Annotated in this window: 19 protein-coding genes and 1 pseudogene; 9 read left to right on the top strand and 11 right to left on the bottom strand. The window is 40.7% G+C overall.

Annotated features, from left to right (window positions below):
- A pseudogene (locus IM456_RS22060) lies at positions 1–345 on the bottom strand (photosystem II q(b) protein); the annotation flags it as partial.
- Positions 346–530: 185 nt separating this feature from the next.
- Here IM456_RS22060 and cynS point away from each other — a divergent pair.
- The gene (cynS, locus tag IM456_RS22055) at positions 531–968 is read left to right on the top strand and encodes a cyanase (RefSeq protein WP_012264521.1); all 438 of its coding nucleotides are present in this window, start codon (positions 531–533) and stop codon (positions 966–968) included.
- 418 nt (positions 969–1,386) lie between these two features.
- Complete coding sequence (locus IM456_RS22050) at positions 1,387–1,584, top strand: hypothetical protein (protein WP_002761095.1); 198 nt, start codon at positions 1,387–1,389, stop codon at positions 1,582–1,584.
- Positions 1,585–1,647: 63 nt separating this feature from the next.
- Here the strand turns inward: IM456_RS22050 and IM456_RS22045 are convergent, their stop codons facing one another.
- The 3 genes from IM456_RS22045 to IM456_RS22035 all read right to left on the bottom strand — a co-directional run bounded on the left by IM456_RS22045 (position 1,648) and on the right by IM456_RS22035 (position 3,046).
- Positions 1,648–2,082 carry a hypothetical protein gene (locus tag IM456_RS22045; protein ID WP_287694348.1) on the bottom strand — a complete coding sequence of 145 codons (435 nt, stop codon included), beginning with the start codon at positions 2,080–2,082 and terminating at the stop codon, positions 1,648–1,650.
- Positions 2,083–2,166: 84 nt separating this feature from the next.
- A complete protein-coding gene (locus IM456_RS22040) occupies positions 2,167–2,571 on the bottom strand; it encodes a hypothetical protein (RefSeq protein ID WP_043999989.1) in 405 nt (134 codons plus the stop codon).
- 88 nt (positions 2,572–2,659) lie between these two features.
- The gene (locus IM456_RS22035; RefSeq protein WP_043999243.1) at positions 2,660–3,046 is read right to left on the bottom strand and encodes a hypothetical protein; all 387 of its coding nucleotides are present in this window, start codon (positions 3,044–3,046) and stop codon (positions 2,660–2,662) included.
- 309 nt (positions 3,047–3,355) lie between these two features.
- Between IM456_RS22035 and IM456_RS22030 the strand changes: the two genes are divergently transcribed.
- Complete coding sequence (locus IM456_RS22030) at positions 3,356–4,699, top strand: helix-turn-helix domain-containing protein (RefSeq protein ID WP_287712806.1); 1,344 nt, start codon at positions 3,356–3,358, stop codon at positions 4,697–4,699.
- A 293-nt stretch (positions 4,700–4,992) separates the two neighbouring features.
- Here the strand turns inward: IM456_RS22030 and IM456_RS22025 are convergent, their stop codons facing one another.
- The 3 genes from IM456_RS22025 to IM456_RS22015 all read right to left on the bottom strand — a co-directional run bounded on the left by IM456_RS22025 (position 4,993) and on the right by IM456_RS22015 (position 8,293).
- Positions 4,993–5,928, bottom strand: coding sequence for an SH3 domain-containing protein (locus IM456_RS22025; RefSeq protein ID WP_149988098.1), 936 nt, complete (start codon positions 5,926–5,928; stop codon positions 4,993–4,995).
- 141 nt (positions 5,929–6,069) lie between these two features.
- A complete protein-coding gene (locus IM456_RS22020) occupies positions 6,070–7,881 on the bottom strand; it encodes a sodium:solute symporter family protein (RefSeq protein WP_287694355.1) in 1,812 nt (603 codons plus the stop codon).
- A 43-nt stretch (positions 7,882–7,924) separates the two neighbouring features.
- Entirely contained in the window at positions 7,925–8,293 is a 369-nt protein-coding gene (locus IM456_RS22015) for a hypothetical protein (RefSeq protein WP_004163447.1), read from the bottom strand.
- Positions 8,294–8,640: 347 nt separating this feature from the next.
- Between IM456_RS22015 and IM456_RS22010 the strand changes: the two genes are divergently transcribed.
- Positions 8,641–8,814 carry a hypothetical protein gene (locus tag IM456_RS22010; protein WP_172970560.1) on the top strand — a complete coding sequence of 58 codons (174 nt, stop codon included), beginning with the start codon at positions 8,641–8,643 and terminating at the stop codon, positions 8,812–8,814.
- A gap of 11 nt (positions 8,815–8,825) precedes the next feature.
- Here IM456_RS22010 and IM456_RS22005 read toward each other — a convergent pair whose 3' ends face one another.
- Positions 8,826–9,428, bottom strand: a complete 603-nt coding sequence (locus IM456_RS22005) for a chromophore lyase CpcT/CpeT (protein ID WP_147070105.1) — start codon at positions 9,426–9,428, stop codon at positions 8,826–8,828.
- 77 nt (positions 9,429–9,505) lie between these two features.
- The gene (locus IM456_RS22000) at positions 9,506–10,531 is read right to left on the bottom strand and encodes a cyanophycinase (RefSeq protein WP_149988100.1); all 1,026 of its coding nucleotides are present in this window, start codon (positions 10,529–10,531) and stop codon (positions 9,506–9,508) included.
- 220 nt (positions 10,532–10,751) lie between these two features.
- Between IM456_RS22000 and IM456_RS21995 the strand changes: the two genes are divergently transcribed.
- Positions 10,752–11,900: a substrate-binding domain-containing protein gene (locus IM456_RS21995; RefSeq protein ID WP_149988101.1), complete on the top strand. Its 1,149-nt coding sequence runs from the start codon at positions 10,752–10,754 to the stop codon at positions 11,898–11,900.
- Between the two features lie 77 nt (positions 11,901–11,977).
- Here IM456_RS21995 and IM456_RS21990 read toward each other — a convergent pair whose 3' ends face one another.
- Complete coding sequence (locus IM456_RS21990; protein ID WP_149988102.1) at positions 11,978–13,207, bottom strand: site-2 protease family protein; 1,230 nt, start codon at positions 13,205–13,207, stop codon at positions 11,978–11,980.
- A gap of 63 nt (positions 13,208–13,270) precedes the next feature.
- On the opposite strand from IM456_RS21990, the gene ruvA reads away from it, so the two are divergent.
- The 4 genes from ruvA (at position 13,271) to IM456_RS21970 (ending at position 15,727) form a co-directional block, all read left to right on the top strand.
- The gene (ruvA, locus tag IM456_RS21985) at positions 13,271–13,900 is read left to right on the top strand and encodes a Holliday junction branch migration protein RuvA (RefSeq protein ID WP_149988103.1); all 630 of its coding nucleotides are present in this window, start codon (positions 13,271–13,273) and stop codon (positions 13,898–13,900) included.
- Positions 13,901–14,282: 382 nt separating this feature from the next.
- The gene (gene apcA, locus IM456_RS21980; RefSeq protein ID WP_002739012.1) at positions 14,283–14,768 is read left to right on the top strand and encodes an allophycocyanin subunit alpha; all 486 of its coding nucleotides are present in this window, start codon (positions 14,283–14,285) and stop codon (positions 14,766–14,768) included.
- Positions 14,769–14,847: 79 nt separating this feature from the next.
- Positions 14,848–15,333 (top strand): allophycocyanin subunit beta, encoded by a 486-nt coding sequence (gene apcB / locus IM456_RS21975; RefSeq protein ID WP_002738786.1) that lies wholly within the window; start codon positions 14,848–14,850, stop codon positions 15,331–15,333.
- A gap of 190 nt (positions 15,334–15,523) precedes the next feature.
- Positions 15,524–15,727: a phycobilisome linker polypeptide gene (locus tag IM456_RS21970; protein WP_002739162.1), complete on the top strand. Its 204-nt coding sequence runs from the start codon at positions 15,524–15,526 to the stop codon at positions 15,725–15,727.
- 52 nt (positions 15,728–15,779) lie between these two features.
- On the opposite strand, the gene msrB is transcribed toward IM456_RS21970, so the two are convergent.
- Entirely contained in the window at positions 15,780–16,196 is a 417-nt protein-coding gene (gene msrB / locus IM456_RS21965; protein ID WP_004163453.1) for a peptide-methionine (R)-S-oxide reductase MsrB, read from the bottom strand.
- Positions 16,197–16,413 lie beyond the last annotated feature (217 nt).

Raw genomic sequence — 16,413 nt, 5'->3', positions numbered from 1 at the left:
GACTAACTGGTAGGGACCACCGTTGTATAACCACTCATCTAAGGAAGCTGCTTCCCAGATGGGGTAGAAGTGGAGTCCAATTGCGTTGGAAGAGGGAACAACCGCACCGGAGATGATGTTGTTTCCGTAGAGTAGGGAACCTGCTACAGGCTCGCGGATACCGTCGATATCTACAGGAGGAGCGGCGATAAAGGCGATGATGAAGCAGGTGGTGGCGGTGAGCAGGGTGGGGATCATGATGACACCGAACCAACCGATATAGAGACGGTTGTTGGTGCTGGTGATCCACTGGCAGAACTGCTCCCACAGGGAAGCGCTCTCGCGCTGTTGTAGAGTTGTAGTCATGGTTGGATAATTTCTGTATGTATTAAGTTGTCAAGGTTCGTTGTTTGACATGAGTTAATACTATCGGCTTTTTATAGTTATGTAAAGGGGTTTTAAGAAATGTTTTTTTATCAATGTCATAACTTTTACTTATATAATTGATGTTCAGGTAAACTAGAAGCAGACAAATTCTGCAAAAATAAGCAATGATACCCGAAATTACCGCAAAACTATTGGAAGCGAAGAAAGAAAAAGGCCTCAGTTTCGCTGACCTAGAAGCGATTCTAGGACGAGATGAGGTGTGGATTGCCGCTGTTTTTTACCGGCAAGCGAGCGCCTCCCTAGAAGAAGCAACGAAAATTGTGGCAGCTTTGGGACTGGGAACCGAAATCGTCGCATCCTTAACCGAGTATCCTGTCAAGGGATTGGGTCCTGTTGTCCCCACCGACCCCCTGATTTATCGTTTCTACGAGATCATGCAGGTGTATGGAATGCCACTAAAATCGGTGATTCATGAAAAATTCGGCGATGGCATTATGAGTGCGATCGATTTTACCCTCGACGTGGATAAGGAGGAAGACCCTAAAGGCGATCGCGTTAAAATTACTATGTCGGGTAAGTTTTTACCCTATAAGAAGTGGTGAGTCCAGCCAAAGTCAACGGTAAGGAATAGAAATTCCTTGCCGATCCTGGTATTTTTCTTAACAAAACTTAACAATTGACGGCAAAATTTTGCTTGCTTTTTTTGGCAGATTTTGGGACAATATTTTTAAAAGAGTTTACTAATAATGGAAATATAACCACTTAATAATAAACACAGCAGTACCATTATAAGAAAATCATAACCCAAGCCGCCGCAAAAGTCAAGGTATCTCTCCTAATTATGCTGTGAAACTTCTAATTCCTTGAGCGGTGAGGGTTTGGGGAATTATGAATTATGAATTATGAATTGGGGAGTGGGAAGACAGTAAACTGATATAGTCATTTCAGATAAGTCTGATACGCTCTAGACCGATGAAACCCTGATTAACTCTAGCATTGATATTCTCAATCTTAATTGAAATGACTATAACTGCCAATTCAGACTTCAATTGGCGATGTTATATTGAACATTTTCAAGAAGAAGGCGCACCGCAAAGCGGATCTCTGCGAGATCGCTGTTTTTTTACCGCTTATGAAACTAACATTATTGTTCCTTTAAAATCTTTGAGGATTGAGGTAGAGATGGCAGATGTTTATAACAAAGTAATCTTTAGTTAAAGCCTTAAATATGGAGCTTTTGTTATCATTAGAATATATAAATATTCGTCATTTTAAAAAAAATTAGCGTAGGCAATGATTAATAGAAAAACTGAAGACTTGTGCAAGTTGTTGTGAACAAGTTACCTCCGCTATTCGGCGAAGATTAACCATAACGATAGCTCCAAAAAACATTATATTAACAAGAAATGGTGAATAGGGAACTCCGAAATATGAAGAAGCACCAGATAAAAAAAGATGTGCCACAAAATATGATACTATAACAAGCAATAAATCAGTTAAAATTGCAGATATATCTAAACTTAAGCCTAGTACAGGTGTTATAGCATAACTTAGAATAGTCAAGCTAGTACCTACTATAAATAGTAGGGATATTGCTCCAGCATCTTGTGCAAAAAATCCCCAAAATCCCAAATAAATCGCCATCAATGAAAACCCAACAGAGACAGCTTTTACGATCCCATCGTAAACATTTCTCAAAGCATTTCCCCAATCCATAAAAAATTCTCCAGCTAAGTTTGTAAATCTCTAAAGTCATGAAAGTATCAGCAAGATTGAGTAAATCTTAAAAATCTATATTATTTAGCGACCAAACATTTCAAGCAATTGCTCGAAAGTACCACAACTCTTAACTACTTCTGAGTCAAGGATTCCGACCATAAAAAATCCCGAAATTACAAAAACGAGAAGACCCTCTTGAAAATTACTGGTAGGCGCTATACTTGGTAACATTCCGAAAGCCAATAATGCAATGTCTCTGGCCAAAGTCATCAGAAGTTGTTCCTGTGATGATTGGTTTAAAAACATCTGTAAAAGAAACTGAAAAAATATTACTATAAGTATATGCCAATTTAGAAAGACTTGGGCAACTAATTCACGTGCAAATAACCCAACAACAGCAAGTAATACACCATAGAAGAAAAAGAAATATGAAATTAAACAACTCAAGTAATGAGGCATTATTAGCAAACGATTTGCCAAATCCATAAAAAATTCTCCAGCTAACTTTACCAATTTATGAAATTATCAAAGTATCAAAAAGGTTGGGTAAATTTTGACAATTTGTGCACTCGATTTACTCACCGAATAATTGACCATGTACAGCATTTACAAACGCTTCTGCTTCTGATTTTTGCCATGGCAATCCAGTGACAGGAGTTGCTGTTCCTCCGGCCGTAACCACACTTACCGTTGGAGATCCCCACATCAATAGAACACCAAAAATCAAGGGAATAATACCCACTACTACAGTTATCAAGACAATTCCTAAAACAACAAGGAATAGTCCCCCAACAACTTTCCTATCCATTTCATATCGAACTGAAACAACTTGCTTGAGAGGAACATCTTCTCTTCGTCCACCACTAAACCAGCTTTTCTTCGCCATATAGGTAAGTCTTTTGTTCGTTACAATACCAAAACAGTTGTCAACTAAGACATTTTCTTTAGAACTTGATGTCATTTTTTCCTCCTCATTTGATTTGTGTAATGGTTGATCGTGTGACCTGGACTGCATTGCCTAAACTGGCTTTAGGCATCCTGACTGTGATATACTAGAATCTGTACTATCACACATTTTCTTTAGATTGCCTAAATAAAGCCTTGAAACTGCTTAATTACTTAGGATACATCGTAGTCTTGAGTTTAGTCAGTCGGAAAAGTCGGAACTTACAGCCAAACAATTGATCTGAAATATCGGAAATATCAGCTAAAATAAGTAAAAAACTTACCTAATCTATAGTCCATGTTTCAAGCTAATCTATCTAATACGGTGTTAAATCTCTTAGATGAGTTGGTTTTTGCCAAAACAGATCAACATCTAGACTATCTTCAAAAAACTATCTTGCAAGGGACCTTAGAAGGTTACAAATACTCAGAAGTTGCCAAAGAATCTCATCTTAGTGAAGGTCATATTCGAGATAGTGCTTCAGAATTATGGAAAATTTTGTCAGAAGTTTTAGGGGAAGATATTACTAAATCAAATATTAGAGCAGTTTTAAAGAAACATAGCTTTATAAATAATAATATGGGACGAGATTTAGTCTCTTTTAATAATGTTCATATTTGTGATCATAATCCATTTTCCCTCAATAATAATAATTATCACTCTGAAATCCAGCGCGATCAACCTTATTTAGATTTAGGTCATATTCCTGAAATAACTCAATTTTATGGGAGAGTTGCCGAATTAAATAATCTAGAAACTTGGATAGTTGCGGAGAAATACCGTTTGGTTACTGTGTTAGGTTTAAAAGGAATTGGTAAAACCACCCTTTCTTTGAAACTGGTTGATAAAATCAAAAATAGTTTTAATTATGTTATTCGCAGAAGTTTGTATTTTTGTCCAAAATTAGATGAACTTTTAAGTGAAATTTTACCCTCTATCAATCCTCAATTGAAGCTCTCTCAAAGTCTTGACAAGAAATTAAATTTATTCTTAGAGTTAATAAAAAGCCATCGCTGTTTGATTATTCTTGATGATTTACAAAGTCTATTTGATTCTAAAAAACTAGCAGGTAATTATCAAAAAGAGTACCAAGATTATCAACTATTGTTTAAAAGCATTGCTGAAGTCAATCATCAAAGCTGTTTACTGTTGTTGAGTCAAGAAAAACCTATTGATACGACTTTTTTGGTGCAGAAAAATAAATTCATTAAAACATTAATCATAGAAGGTTTAGGAGAAGATGCCATAGAAATTTTGCGCCATCATAATCTATTAAATGAAGACAGTTGGGAAGCCTTAATTAAATGTTATCAAGGTCATCCTCTTTGGTTAGAATTAGTTGCTAGTTTTATTCAAGAGACATTTTTAGGTAAGGTTGCTGACTTTTTGGAGATTAAATACCCGATTGCCGAAGAAACTTTAGAGCAGACTTTATTAAGTATTTTGCAAAGTTTAACAGAATCAGAGAAACTAATGCTAACAGAATTAGCAAATTTTAATCAACCTATTTCTATTAAAGAAATGATCGACCAAACTTCTCTAGCTTATACAGATTCTTTGAAAGTAATTCAATCTCTAATCAGACGAATAATAGTGGCAAAAGATGAAAACGCTCTATTATGTTTGAATCCTGTTTTTAAAGCTTATGTAATTAATCATCAAATCTAGGGCTGAGTCGAAAGAAAGAGAAATTTTAGCTAATTTTATCGCAATCATAATAGTTTACGAAATTCTACGACTGTCAAATAGTTACACCTGCATTTTAATTTCAGGAATTTCCCCATCTTGCCAGCGTTTTTCCAAGGATGCAAGATACTCATTGCATCTTGTATATTAGTTAATGCCTCTTCCTCAGTATATCCCCCAGACCAACAACCGGGGAGCAAAGGAGCGCCAACAGTAATTCCTTTTTCAGAACGATAAAGGACAATTTTATATTTCATCACAGTAGGGATCACAATTTATCTATAAAGCCATGATATAATCCAATCAAAAAACGACTTTAATGTCTTGAGTATCCCATCAGGCCAGTGTTCTCTTTCTGGTATTGAATCTTCACTATCACCACACTGTTGAACAAGTTTAGCACCTGTCTCTCTCCCTTGTTGAGATACATATAAATCCCGTCTATCTACAGCTTCTATAATTTTATCTTTATCTGATTTTGGTAAATCTTTCCAACCAGATTCACAATAAGAATCTGGATGTGTTTCATAGGCAAACTTACGAAAGTCATCAGATTGAAGCTCTAATTTGGCAAATAATTCAGGATCGGCTTTTAACTTATTTTCCATTTTCTGCTGTAAAGATTTCCCGACATTTTTTAGAAATTCTTGCCCTTTTTTAGTCAAATTAGGATAAGTTTCATTCATAAATCTAGTCAAGTATTTATGTCCAAACTCTAAGTAATAATCTGGTGGTTGCTGGCCAGGATTTCTTTTCATAAAATCGTCGTAGCGAAATTGATAGTAATCTATATTCCCCAATGAGTCTAGTGGATAAGGAGTAGGAATAATAGAACCATAATCAGCGCAATTTGTTGAACTTTTTTCTTCAAAAATATCAATACAGTCAGGCATGACCCATCCTTGTAGTTTAGTATCTTGATCAAATACCAAATACCAAAGATGATCTGCTTCATCTGTAACCCAGGCAAACTTTCCTGTAGGTGGAATCCGAACAACGTCAATATTAGTACCTGATTTCAAACAATGAATAATCTTGGCATTTATTGATGGTTGCGTTCGGAAATTAACACAACTACTACCTCTTACTTTATGAGAAGAAGTTTCACCATCAAATTTTTGAGCTAAAACTGGTAAAATTACATTTACGTTAAGATAAGCCGTTAACAATTCTAACATAATATTGAGATTTAAAATAGATATTTTAATCATAATATAACTCTCCGATTCAAAAATTTAAATTTTCAGGGTTTCCATAAATTGACAGGATTATCAACTAGAAACAGAGTAACCATTCAGGGGGAGCAGGAAAAAAACTGATAGCTGCCTCCTGTCTCCTGTCTCCTGAACTCCCTAACCTAAATCTCGGTCTTTAGTGACGGTAATTTCCTTAGATAAGTGTCGATACCAAGTAAAATAGAGACCGATAGAAAGCAAAAGAAAAACCAAAGCCAAAATCTTCAAACTTTGCCACTGCTTGATGATTAAAACAATCCCCATCATAAAGAGGACTAATTGCCAAGGAACGGTGAGAAAAGCGGCGATGATATCCCGTTGATTTTCCGCTTTAATTTTTGCCTGTAGGTTAGGTTTAACACTTTGACGGACTTCTCCCCAAAAGCCAAAAGGTCGGGTAACATTATAGAAATTTTCCATGACTAAACTATCGGTGGGAGGAGTTAACAAAGTAGCGATAATACAGCCAGCTAAAGCGAACAAACTCGGCACAAGAAAGAGAATATATTCCTGATATTGACTGTGACGAAAGAAAGGTAAAATTATCACTTGTGAGGCAATAGCCGCAATCATTCCCGCTAAAGTTCCCACGGCAAAACCATAACCATTAAAGCGCCACCAATACCAACGTAATAGGAGAGGAACTGCTAATCCCACCCCTAATCCCGTGGTTAACCAACCCCAAATATCATTGACATTTTGGATATTAAAACTCAAAACTAAGCCAATTACTACCACAAAAACCGAGGCCAAACGACCTTGAAAAACTAACTCCTGTTCTCCCGCATTTGGTTTCAAAAAAGCTTGATAGATATCTTTGACCCAATAGGCAGCACTAGCGTTAATAACTGCGTTAAAAGTGGACATAGCTGCCGCTAAAAAAGCAGCAATTAATAACCCTTTCATCCCCACGGGAACGTATTGAGTAATAACCGTGGCCAGAATTCTTTCCGGATCTGTAATCGTGCCTTTAGTTAAACCGTAGTGAATACCTAAAACCGCAAAAGCTGTGACTAGCGGCCAACGGAAAGAAAGCAAAATAATCCAGAATAAAGATAATAAACCGGCATCTCGATCGCTTTTGGCGGCTAGGTATCGTTGTAACATATAACCACCGCTGCCGCTGCAACCTTCGATGATGGTTTTAACTAAATAAAAGAAAATCACCCCACCAAACAAATTAAAGATGGCATAATCTCCGGGTAAATCCAAAGTCAGGGAGGGAAAAATACTAGCCCAGTCGCTTAAATTCCAAGTTTTTGGCTCCGCTGCCCCCGGAATTGCTACCGTGAAACTATCGGGAAGATTAACGGTAAAAAAGGCCACTGCCGATACATAAATTACCGCCACAAAAATCAGAAATCCTTGAAATAAATCGGTAATTACCCCACCATAAAAACCACTGGCCACGGTATAAATCAAGGTTAGAAGAATCAATATCACCGAAGCAAGACGATCATCCATACCCAGAAACTGCCCTAAAAATTTCCCCCCCGCAACGGAGAAATAACTCATCGCACCGATAGAGAATAAGAGAGTGGCGACGGCGCTAATAATTCGGGCAAAATTCCCCTGTTTTCCAGTTCCAAAGCGAAATTGCATCCATTCCGCCATGGTCATAACTTGGGCGCGGCGATTCCATTTGCCCATAAAAGCCATGAGAAAGGCCATAATTAGGACAACACCGCCGCGGATTTCGATAAATAATCCTTTGGGGCCGACGGCGTAAATTAGGGCAGAAATGACCATAGTTCCCGCTAAATCGGTGTTAGCCGCCATTCCCGACACCCCTAACATCCACCACGGCAAATTGCGATTACCTAAAAAGTAGGATTCTAGACCTTGAGAAGCTTTTTTCTCGGCTATAATCCCGATTATTAGGGTTGCTGCCAGATAAAGCAGGATAATTACATAATCAATTAACTGCATAGTTGAGATCAATTTAACTTTCGATCGTTATAGCATCAATTGACTACGATTTCTGGCTAACGGTTTCTTTTTCTAAGATTTGCACCCGTTGCTCTAGCTTTTTTAAATCTTCCTTTAGTTCAATTACTAAAGTGGCTAAACGCTGGAACAGTGGGTCACTTTCCCCGACTACTTCCCCATTTACTATACCCGTTCCCGATCGCCGTTGGGGAATCGGAGCGGCATTTTCCCCGCGGATGGATATTCCTCGAATCTGACTTTCAAGGCGCTCGACTCGATTGCGGAGACTAATTAACTCCGATCTTACCGCCGTATCCGATTGTGCTTTGCTGGCATTAACAAAACTCAGTATTAGCAAAAGGGAGATAATCAGAGTTAAAAAGCCATAAAAAGAGATTTTAGCTAATTTCATCGATTTTACCTCCTATCTATCTTACCCAACTTAATAGACCTCCTGCAAAAGTAAGTTATCGAGCCGCCATCGGTTCAAAATACCCAAAAAAATAGATAAATTTGACATAATCTTAGGTTTTATGAATGGGATAGTTGTCTATTGTCTTTTTTCTCCTCCTGGCGACCGTCTCCTATCTCAGAGTCTCCTCACCTAACGGAAGATTTTTGATTTTTGCCGGAGATCTAATGTTAAGAAACGTGGCTAAATCTAAAGCTTAATTGCAATTCCGCCCCCGGGTGATTAGTTGCTCAAAAGAGGATGATAAGGTAAAAAACACGATTTTGTCGAAATTTGGCCTTATCTCTATGTATAAAAACTCGGATAAAGATTTTCTCGGAGCGGCAATCACAGCCGGTTTAGGTGCGGGAATCGTCACTTCTTTTGCTGTCAATCAAGGACAAGACATCGGTACAGCTTTAGGAATTACCGCTTTAGCGGCTCTTTGCGGTGTCGTCTGCCGTCATTTTGACCTAATGTGATGCAATCTTCCTCACACATCCAATTCTGCCGAAAAATCCCGTTTTTTCTCGTATTGATAGGGACCGAGCAGAGCGCCCCAAATTCCCTTACCAGTGCCGGGATCTAGGCCTTTATCGTAGGTTTTTAGGCTATCACTCGTCACCTCGAAACCTAAAGCCACCTGATAGGTTGTACCCTCATAGGTGAATTGACAGCGCTGTTCCGGTTGCGGTTGGGCGATAAACTGGTATTGATTATCAGCGAGAGTATTGACTTTGACCGATAAAGTGCAAGTAGGCAGGAAAGTTAGGTCTTCTAAGCTAATTTTTCGCAAAATATCGGGATTTTTGCCCGCACCTTGCACGGATTTCAGGTCATTAAACATATAATGCCTAACCTCTAACCCTGCCGATTCCGAGCGCATTAATCGCCACAGTCGCGGTCGGTAGGGTTGGTCTAAATTGATTATACTCGCCTGTTCGGCAAAAAGAGCGATGCTGTCTTCCCGAAATAAAGGCAGCGGACGCAACCATAAACGCAGGTGAACGTACCACACCGGTTCCGCTTGTGCTTGCCGTTGATTTTCAAATTCACCCGCGAGATACCGACCAAAAGTGATTAATTCAGGGGTCATAGCTCAAAAAACTCTCCTTATTGCCTCAAAATTAATCATAACACCCATAGAAATCACTTTTTTGACAAAAATGACCTTCAGGCTACCAGAACCCGCTTAAACCCGGCTATTCCCCCTTTAGTGTACCAATATTCCCAGCGACCGCCAGCAGCACTAGACCAATCCTTGAGGTCAAATTCACCGCTGCCGGAGGGAGTTCCCGCGATGCGGTAGACTTTCACCGCTTGACCGTTATTATTCCAGATTAAAGGCCGATCCGGCTCCATCTGTTCGGGTAGAGTCCCGTTAGTTTGCAGAAAATAGGCATCTTGTCCCTTATCGGTGCCGTTGCCGTAGACTTTGGCGATACCATGCTCATCGATCGCCAGAAAAGCACCTTCTTCTAAACCGATAGCGTAGGCGGGCAGTTGATTGTGATTATCGTGTACATTGCGGGCTAAAAAACCAAAAAGGCGACCATATCTTGTTTCGGGATGATCTTGATTGAGTCGATCCAAATGGGTATCTGTCACCACTTTTTTGAGAAAAGGAACCCGAATAAAATCACTCCGATAGAAGTCTTTAGTGTTGAAGTGAAAGGGATTATTTAATATTTCCGAACTCAGTACCCCTTCGTGAGTGGGCGCATAGTAAAAATCACCCAGAATAGCCATTCCTGCGCTGGTTCCCGCCACGGGAACTTTTTTCTCATTGATCAGATAATTGATCGCTGTTTCCACCTTTGTGCTTTCCCACAAATCCTCGTACTGATTTTGATCACCACCGGCAAAAAAAAGAATATCGGCATTACGAATATATTCGATAACATCAGGATGATTCGCCGCTTCACGACTATCAATTGATAGTTCCGCCGCCGAGCCGATCAGGGAGCGGTAATTGTCGCAAATCCAATCAGCTTGACCGCCAAGATTGCCAAAGCGCAACACTAAGTAATTACCGCCTTTAGCCCGATTCAATAACCATGTGGTCGCCTGATCTTCTCCTAATTTACCTCCTTCCGCTCCCCCGATTAATAAAATACCCGATCGATGTTTTACCGACTGAAAATTGGCTTGTCCACAACGACAAGAATAACGAAAATCTCGATTATGATTGTCGAACATAGTCTTATACCCTCGCCCCTTAGCTCACTGCTTCTATCCTAGCTTTAACTAGGACAAAATCAGAATTTTCTACCATAAAAGTTAACAACAAAGCTGATCTATAGCTGAAATCGGTAGCGGCAAAACTCCCTAGTTTACATTCTGTTAAAAATCGTCCTATAATAATCCAAGGCTAGAAACTGGCAATTATTACTGTTGAAGTTGAAAATCGGCGGGCGATATGTTAAACAGACGTTCTTTTTTGCAAGGATTAGGTACAATCGCCTTAGCGGGAGGTTTAAGTGGCTGCGCTTCTGGAAGCGGCAATCTGAGCATTTTTCTCCTATCTGGTTCGATTCCGCCGCGATTACTAACAGATTTTCGGAAAACTATTGCCGAAAAAAAAGTCAATTTTCAGTCGGAAAGGCAGCTGAAAGAGCTATTAAAATTGTTGGAAAAATGGTTAAAAAATCAGGGGCAACCAGCCTCACAATTTTCGAATTCTATTCCTTTTAGGGAACAAAACCCAGCGATCGGTAATTTAGTCACCCTAGGGGATGCTTGGCTAGGAAAAGCGATTACCAACGGCTTAATTCAACCCCTAGATACTTCTCAACTCTCTAATTGGTCAAAACTGCCCCCCCGTTGGCAAGAAAACATGACTCGCAATGCCCAAGGACAACCGCAAACAGAGGGTAAAGTCTGGGGTGCGCCCTATCGTTGGGGAATGACAGTAATTGCCTATAATGAGGAAAAATTCGCTCAATTTGACTGGCGACCACAAGATTGGTCTGATCTATGGCGACCGGAATTAACCGGTAAAATTGCCCTAATTGATAATCGTCGCGAAGTCATCGGTTTAACCCTAAAAAAATTGGGTTATTCTTATAATTCTAGTGATTTAAAACAAGTAATGGGACTAAAAGACCAGCTATTCGCTTTACAAAAACAGGTAAAATTTTATAGTTCTCAATATTATTTACAACCCCTGATACTCGGTGATGTCTGGCTATCTGTGGGTTGGTCTAATGATATTTTACCAGTGAGCAATCGCTATAATAAAATTAAAGTTGTTGTCCCCAAATCTGGTACTTCTCTCTGGTCAGATGTGTGGGTAAAACCGGTTTTAACTACTCCTAATTCTCTTGTCCAGCAATGGATTGATTTTTGTTGGCAACCAGAATCCGCCACTAAAATTTCTTTATTTACCTCCGGATTATCCCCCCTAATTCTCACTGAAAATCCCGACCAAATTTCCCCAGATATTAGAAATAATCCTTTACTTGTTAATCCAGAAGCGATCAAAAAAAGCGATTTTTTAAACCCTTTATCCCCAGCAACCGAGCAAGAATACGAGCAATTGTGGCAAGCAATGCGACAGTTAGTATAGTCAGGAGATACTAGACAAAATTCTGCGAGAATATTGAGGTGAAAATTACATTTACCTAACTGATAACTGATAACTGATTAAGCGGCTTGACTTTGGGTTTCTTGGGCAAGAAAAGTAAGGATAGAAGCTTTCTCAATTAACCCCAAAACCGTGCCGTTTTCTTCTACCACTGTCACTTGAGATAAATTTTCGCCTTCCAAAATTTTCACCACATCTAAGAGAGAAGTATTAGACAAAACCAGTTTAAGACTTTCGCTAGTTTGTAATAACTGGCCGATATTTACCTCTGTCCATTGGGAAGTGGGAATCGTTTTCAGAGCCTCTACATTAATCACCCCCAATAGTTTACCTTCGCTATCGGTAACTAGGAATTTAGACCATTGTTGTTTACCGATAACATAATTATTAGCAAACTCGCGCAGGGTTAAATTAATCGGCACTACGGGACTATTAGGAGAAATAACATCTTTAGCACTGTAGCGACTTAGGAAATCTTGAACCTTAGCTGATTGAGCGGAAAAGCCGGCATTTTGTAGGAGGAAAATGCCAATTAATAGCGTCCAAAAACTGCCAAATTGAGTGATTCCGAGAATTGATAGCGCACCGATGACAATCGCTAACCAACCAAAAAATTGACCGAAACGACTAGCGAATAAAACCCCTTTATTGGGATTGCCTGTTACTTGCCAAACGATAGCTTTAAGGATATTTCCACCATCTAAAGGTAAACCGGGGATCAGGTTAAATAAACCCAGAGCGAGGTTGATATAGGCCAGGAGAGAAAGAATCGCCGCTAGGGGCGCGCTTAAACTAATATTAAGACCAATAATTAGGAAGATACCGAAGAGCAGTAAACTAACTAAAGGGCCGGCAATTGCTACTAGAAAAGCTTCTAGAGGAGTTTTCGATTCTCTGCCGAGAGTTGCCAAACCACCGAATAAAAAGAGGGTAATTGATTTGACTTCAATACCTTGGGCGATGGCAACAAAACTATGACCTAATTCGTGGGCAACCACGGAGGCAAATAGGAGAATAGCGGCAAAAAATCCTAAGAGCCAGGGCATAATTCCCGTTAACTGGGGAAACTGACTTAATTCTCCCCCATAGGTTAAGGTAATTAACCCCAGAACAAAGAACCAAGAAGGATTAATATAAAAGGGAATTCCAAAGAGATTCCCGACTCTAATGTTGCCATTCATTTTGTATCTTCTCCAATTATGGGGGACTAACGCCAAGAAAATTAGGTTATCAATTGCGCCATTCACTTCTGTTAACAATTGTAACAAAAATGAAAATTTCTCCGGCATTCTTTCAGGGAGTAAAAACCGTCATCCCTGTGGTTCGGTTATTTTCGTAGGAGAATTAAATCAATGATTAATTATTTACGGGGACAAGCGATCGAGGTGATCAAAACCCCCAATAACCGACTGATCTTGATTTTAGACGTAAACCAGATCGGTTACGAAATCCAAATTCCCTCGCGATTAGCCCTAGACATCGGCAACGATAACAATGATAGTTGTCGGATTTTTACTCACCTACTCCTTCGCGAGGAGCAGCCTTTATTGTACGGTTTCGGCACCGCCCCAGAGCGAGATCTGTTTCGTCAACTGCTTTCCGTCAATGGGGTTGGGGCGCAATTAGCCCTAGCTTTAATCGATACCTTGGGGATTGAGGAACTTGTGGTGGCGATAGTGACAGGAAATACCAAAATTTTGAGCAAAACCCCCGGAGTCGGCTTAAAAACAGCAGAGAGAATCGCTTTGGAGTTAAAAACTAAATTGGCAGCATGGCGACAACTAAGAGAAGCGACGACGACAACCACAGCAATACTACCGGCAGCGGCAATCCTTGAAGATGTGCAGATGACCCTTTTAGCTTTAGGATACAGCCGGGAGGAGATCGATCGAGCTATCGCAGTCCTCAGTCAAGATGCTTTATTTAGTAAAAATACTCAGCCGGAAGACTGGATTAAAGGAGCCATTAATTGGCTAGGCTAAATCAGTCGTCAGGAGTCAGGAGGCAGGAGACAGGAGGCGGTCGGCAGGAGACAGGAGGCGGTCGGCAGGAGGCAGAAGGCAGTTTCATTTATTCTCCCCACACCCCACTTCCCCACACCCCACTCCCCACACCCCCACTCCCCACACCCCCACTCCCCACACCCCACTCTGGTGCTCCCTTCTTCGGGCAAATGTTAAAAAGTATTACGAAAATAGTGAGAAGGTGAACCAGATGCCGCAAAATAGTTGCGTTAGGTCGCTCTAGCTAGGGAAGTCTTGAGACGCTGAGGCGGAAACGAGATAACTTGAGCGTAGTGACCACAACTGCTATAAAATGTCAGATTAAGTTTATTAATCTCACTTAGTTGGGAGGAATCCATCAATGAGTATCGTCACGAAATCGATCGTGAATGCTGATGCTGAAGCTCGTTACCTCAGCCCCGGCGAACTAGACAGAATTAAAGCCTTCGTTGGCAGTGGTGCCGCTCGTTTACGCATCGCCGAAACCCTGACCGGCGCTCGCGAAACCATCGTCAAACAAGCAGGCGATCGCTTATTCCAAAAACGTCCTGACATCGTTTCCCCCGGTGGCAACGCTTACGGCGAAGAAATGACCGCTACCTGTCTGCGTGACATGGACTACTACCTACGTTTAATCACCTACGGAGTAGTTGCTGGTGATGTCACCCCGATTGAAGAAATCGGTTTGGTCGGTGTGCGTGAAATGTACAAATCTTTAGGAACCGACATCGGTGCCGTAGCTCAAAGCGTTCGCGAAATGAAAGAAGTTGCTACTGGTCTTATGTCTTCTGACGATGCTTCTGAAGCTTCTTCCTACTTCGATTACGTGATCGGCTCTATGTCCTAGAATAATTCCTTTGTGAATTGTTCTAGACACACCCCTCGTAAACCTCTTAAGATTAAGCAAAACCCAAGGAAGAACCACCATGCAAGACGCAATTACTTCTGTTATCAACTCTGCTGACGTTCAAGGCAAATACCTTGACGCTTCTGCTCTCGGCAAACTGAAAGGCTACTTCGCCACCGGTGAACTGCGCGTGCGCGCCGCTAGTGTCATTAGCGCCAACGCTGCTGGTATCGTTAAGGAAGCTGTGGCTAAGTCCCTGTTATACTCTGACGTAACCCGTCCCGGTGGTAATATGTACACCACCCGTCGTTACGCCGCTTGTATCCGTGACCTCGACTACTATCTCCGTTATGCTACCTACGCTATGTTAGCTGGAGATCCTTCTATCCTCGACGAGCGCGTTCTCAACGGCCTGAAAGAAACCTACAACTCTTTAGGTGTACCCATCTCCTCCACCGTTCAAGCTATCCAAGCGATGAAAGAAGTCACCGCTAGTTTAGTTGGTGCTGATGCGGGTAAAGAAATGGGGATTTATTTCGACTACATTAGCTCTGGCTTAAGCTAGAAGTAACGAACTCGGACAAAATAGGGTTCGGGAAGCCGAGGATGAGTGCTAGGTCTTTAAAGGCTGAATCTGGCCAAGATAGGTTTTGACGAGCTAGTATTGATCCTTGACTCCCGACCTTTGTTATTTTAGAAAAAGGCCTTCGTTAGTTTGAGCGACAAGTTTTTCAGCGATTAGGAGAAATCAATCCATGCGGATGTTCAAAATCACCGCTTGTGTTCCTAGCCAAAGCCGCATTCGGACACAACGGGAATTACAAAATACCTATTTCACCAAACTCGTTCCCTACGATAATTGGTTTCGTGAGCAACAACGCATCATGAAAATGGGCGGCAAAATTGTCAAAGTGCAGTTAGCTACCGGCAAACCGGGAACTAATACAGGTTTACTGTAATTGGCTGCCACTGGAACTTAAAAAAAGAGGTCTTTCCAGACCTCTTTTTGCTTTAGGGATTTTTTTCAAACTGCAAAGCGGCAGAGTTGAGACAATAGCGTTTTCCCGTCGGGGGTGGACCATCATTAAAAACGTGACCAAGATGAGCATCACAGGCGGCACAAACAATCTCTGTCCGCACCATGAAAAAACTAACATCTCGCTCGTACTTAATATTAGCCTCGTTAGCAGCAGTCCAGAAACTCGGCCAACCAGTACCCGAATCATACTTGCTGTCAGAAGTAAATAACTCCGTACCACAGCAGACACATTTGTAAATACCTTTTTCTTTATTATCGTGATATTTACCCGTAAAAGCCCGTTCTGTTCCCTTTTTGCGAGTAACTTGGAACTGTTCGGGAGTTAGCTGGGCCTGCCATTCCGCCTCAGTTTTACGAACTTTTTCTACCATAGTCATGACAACCGCCATTATGATTAAATTTCCCTTTTTAGTCTAACCTGAGTTCGAGATCTAGGGTTTTTCATAACCTCAGCTTATCAATGGTATAAGTAACAATATCGTCAACCCCCTTTACAAACCGTTACAAACTCTTTAAGATAGAGACATCATCAATCGTACCTCGATAACTTAATAGGAATCATAAACCAATGACCACCACTCTACAACAGCGCGAGAGCGCTTCCCT

Source organism: Microcystis sp. M079S1, assembly GCF_020246425.1.
Taxonomy (GTDB): Bacteria; Cyanobacteriota; Cyanobacteriia; order Cyanobacteriales; family Microcystaceae; genus Microcystis; species Microcystis aeruginosa.
This window is presented reverse-complemented; position numbering and strand designations above follow the sequence as displayed.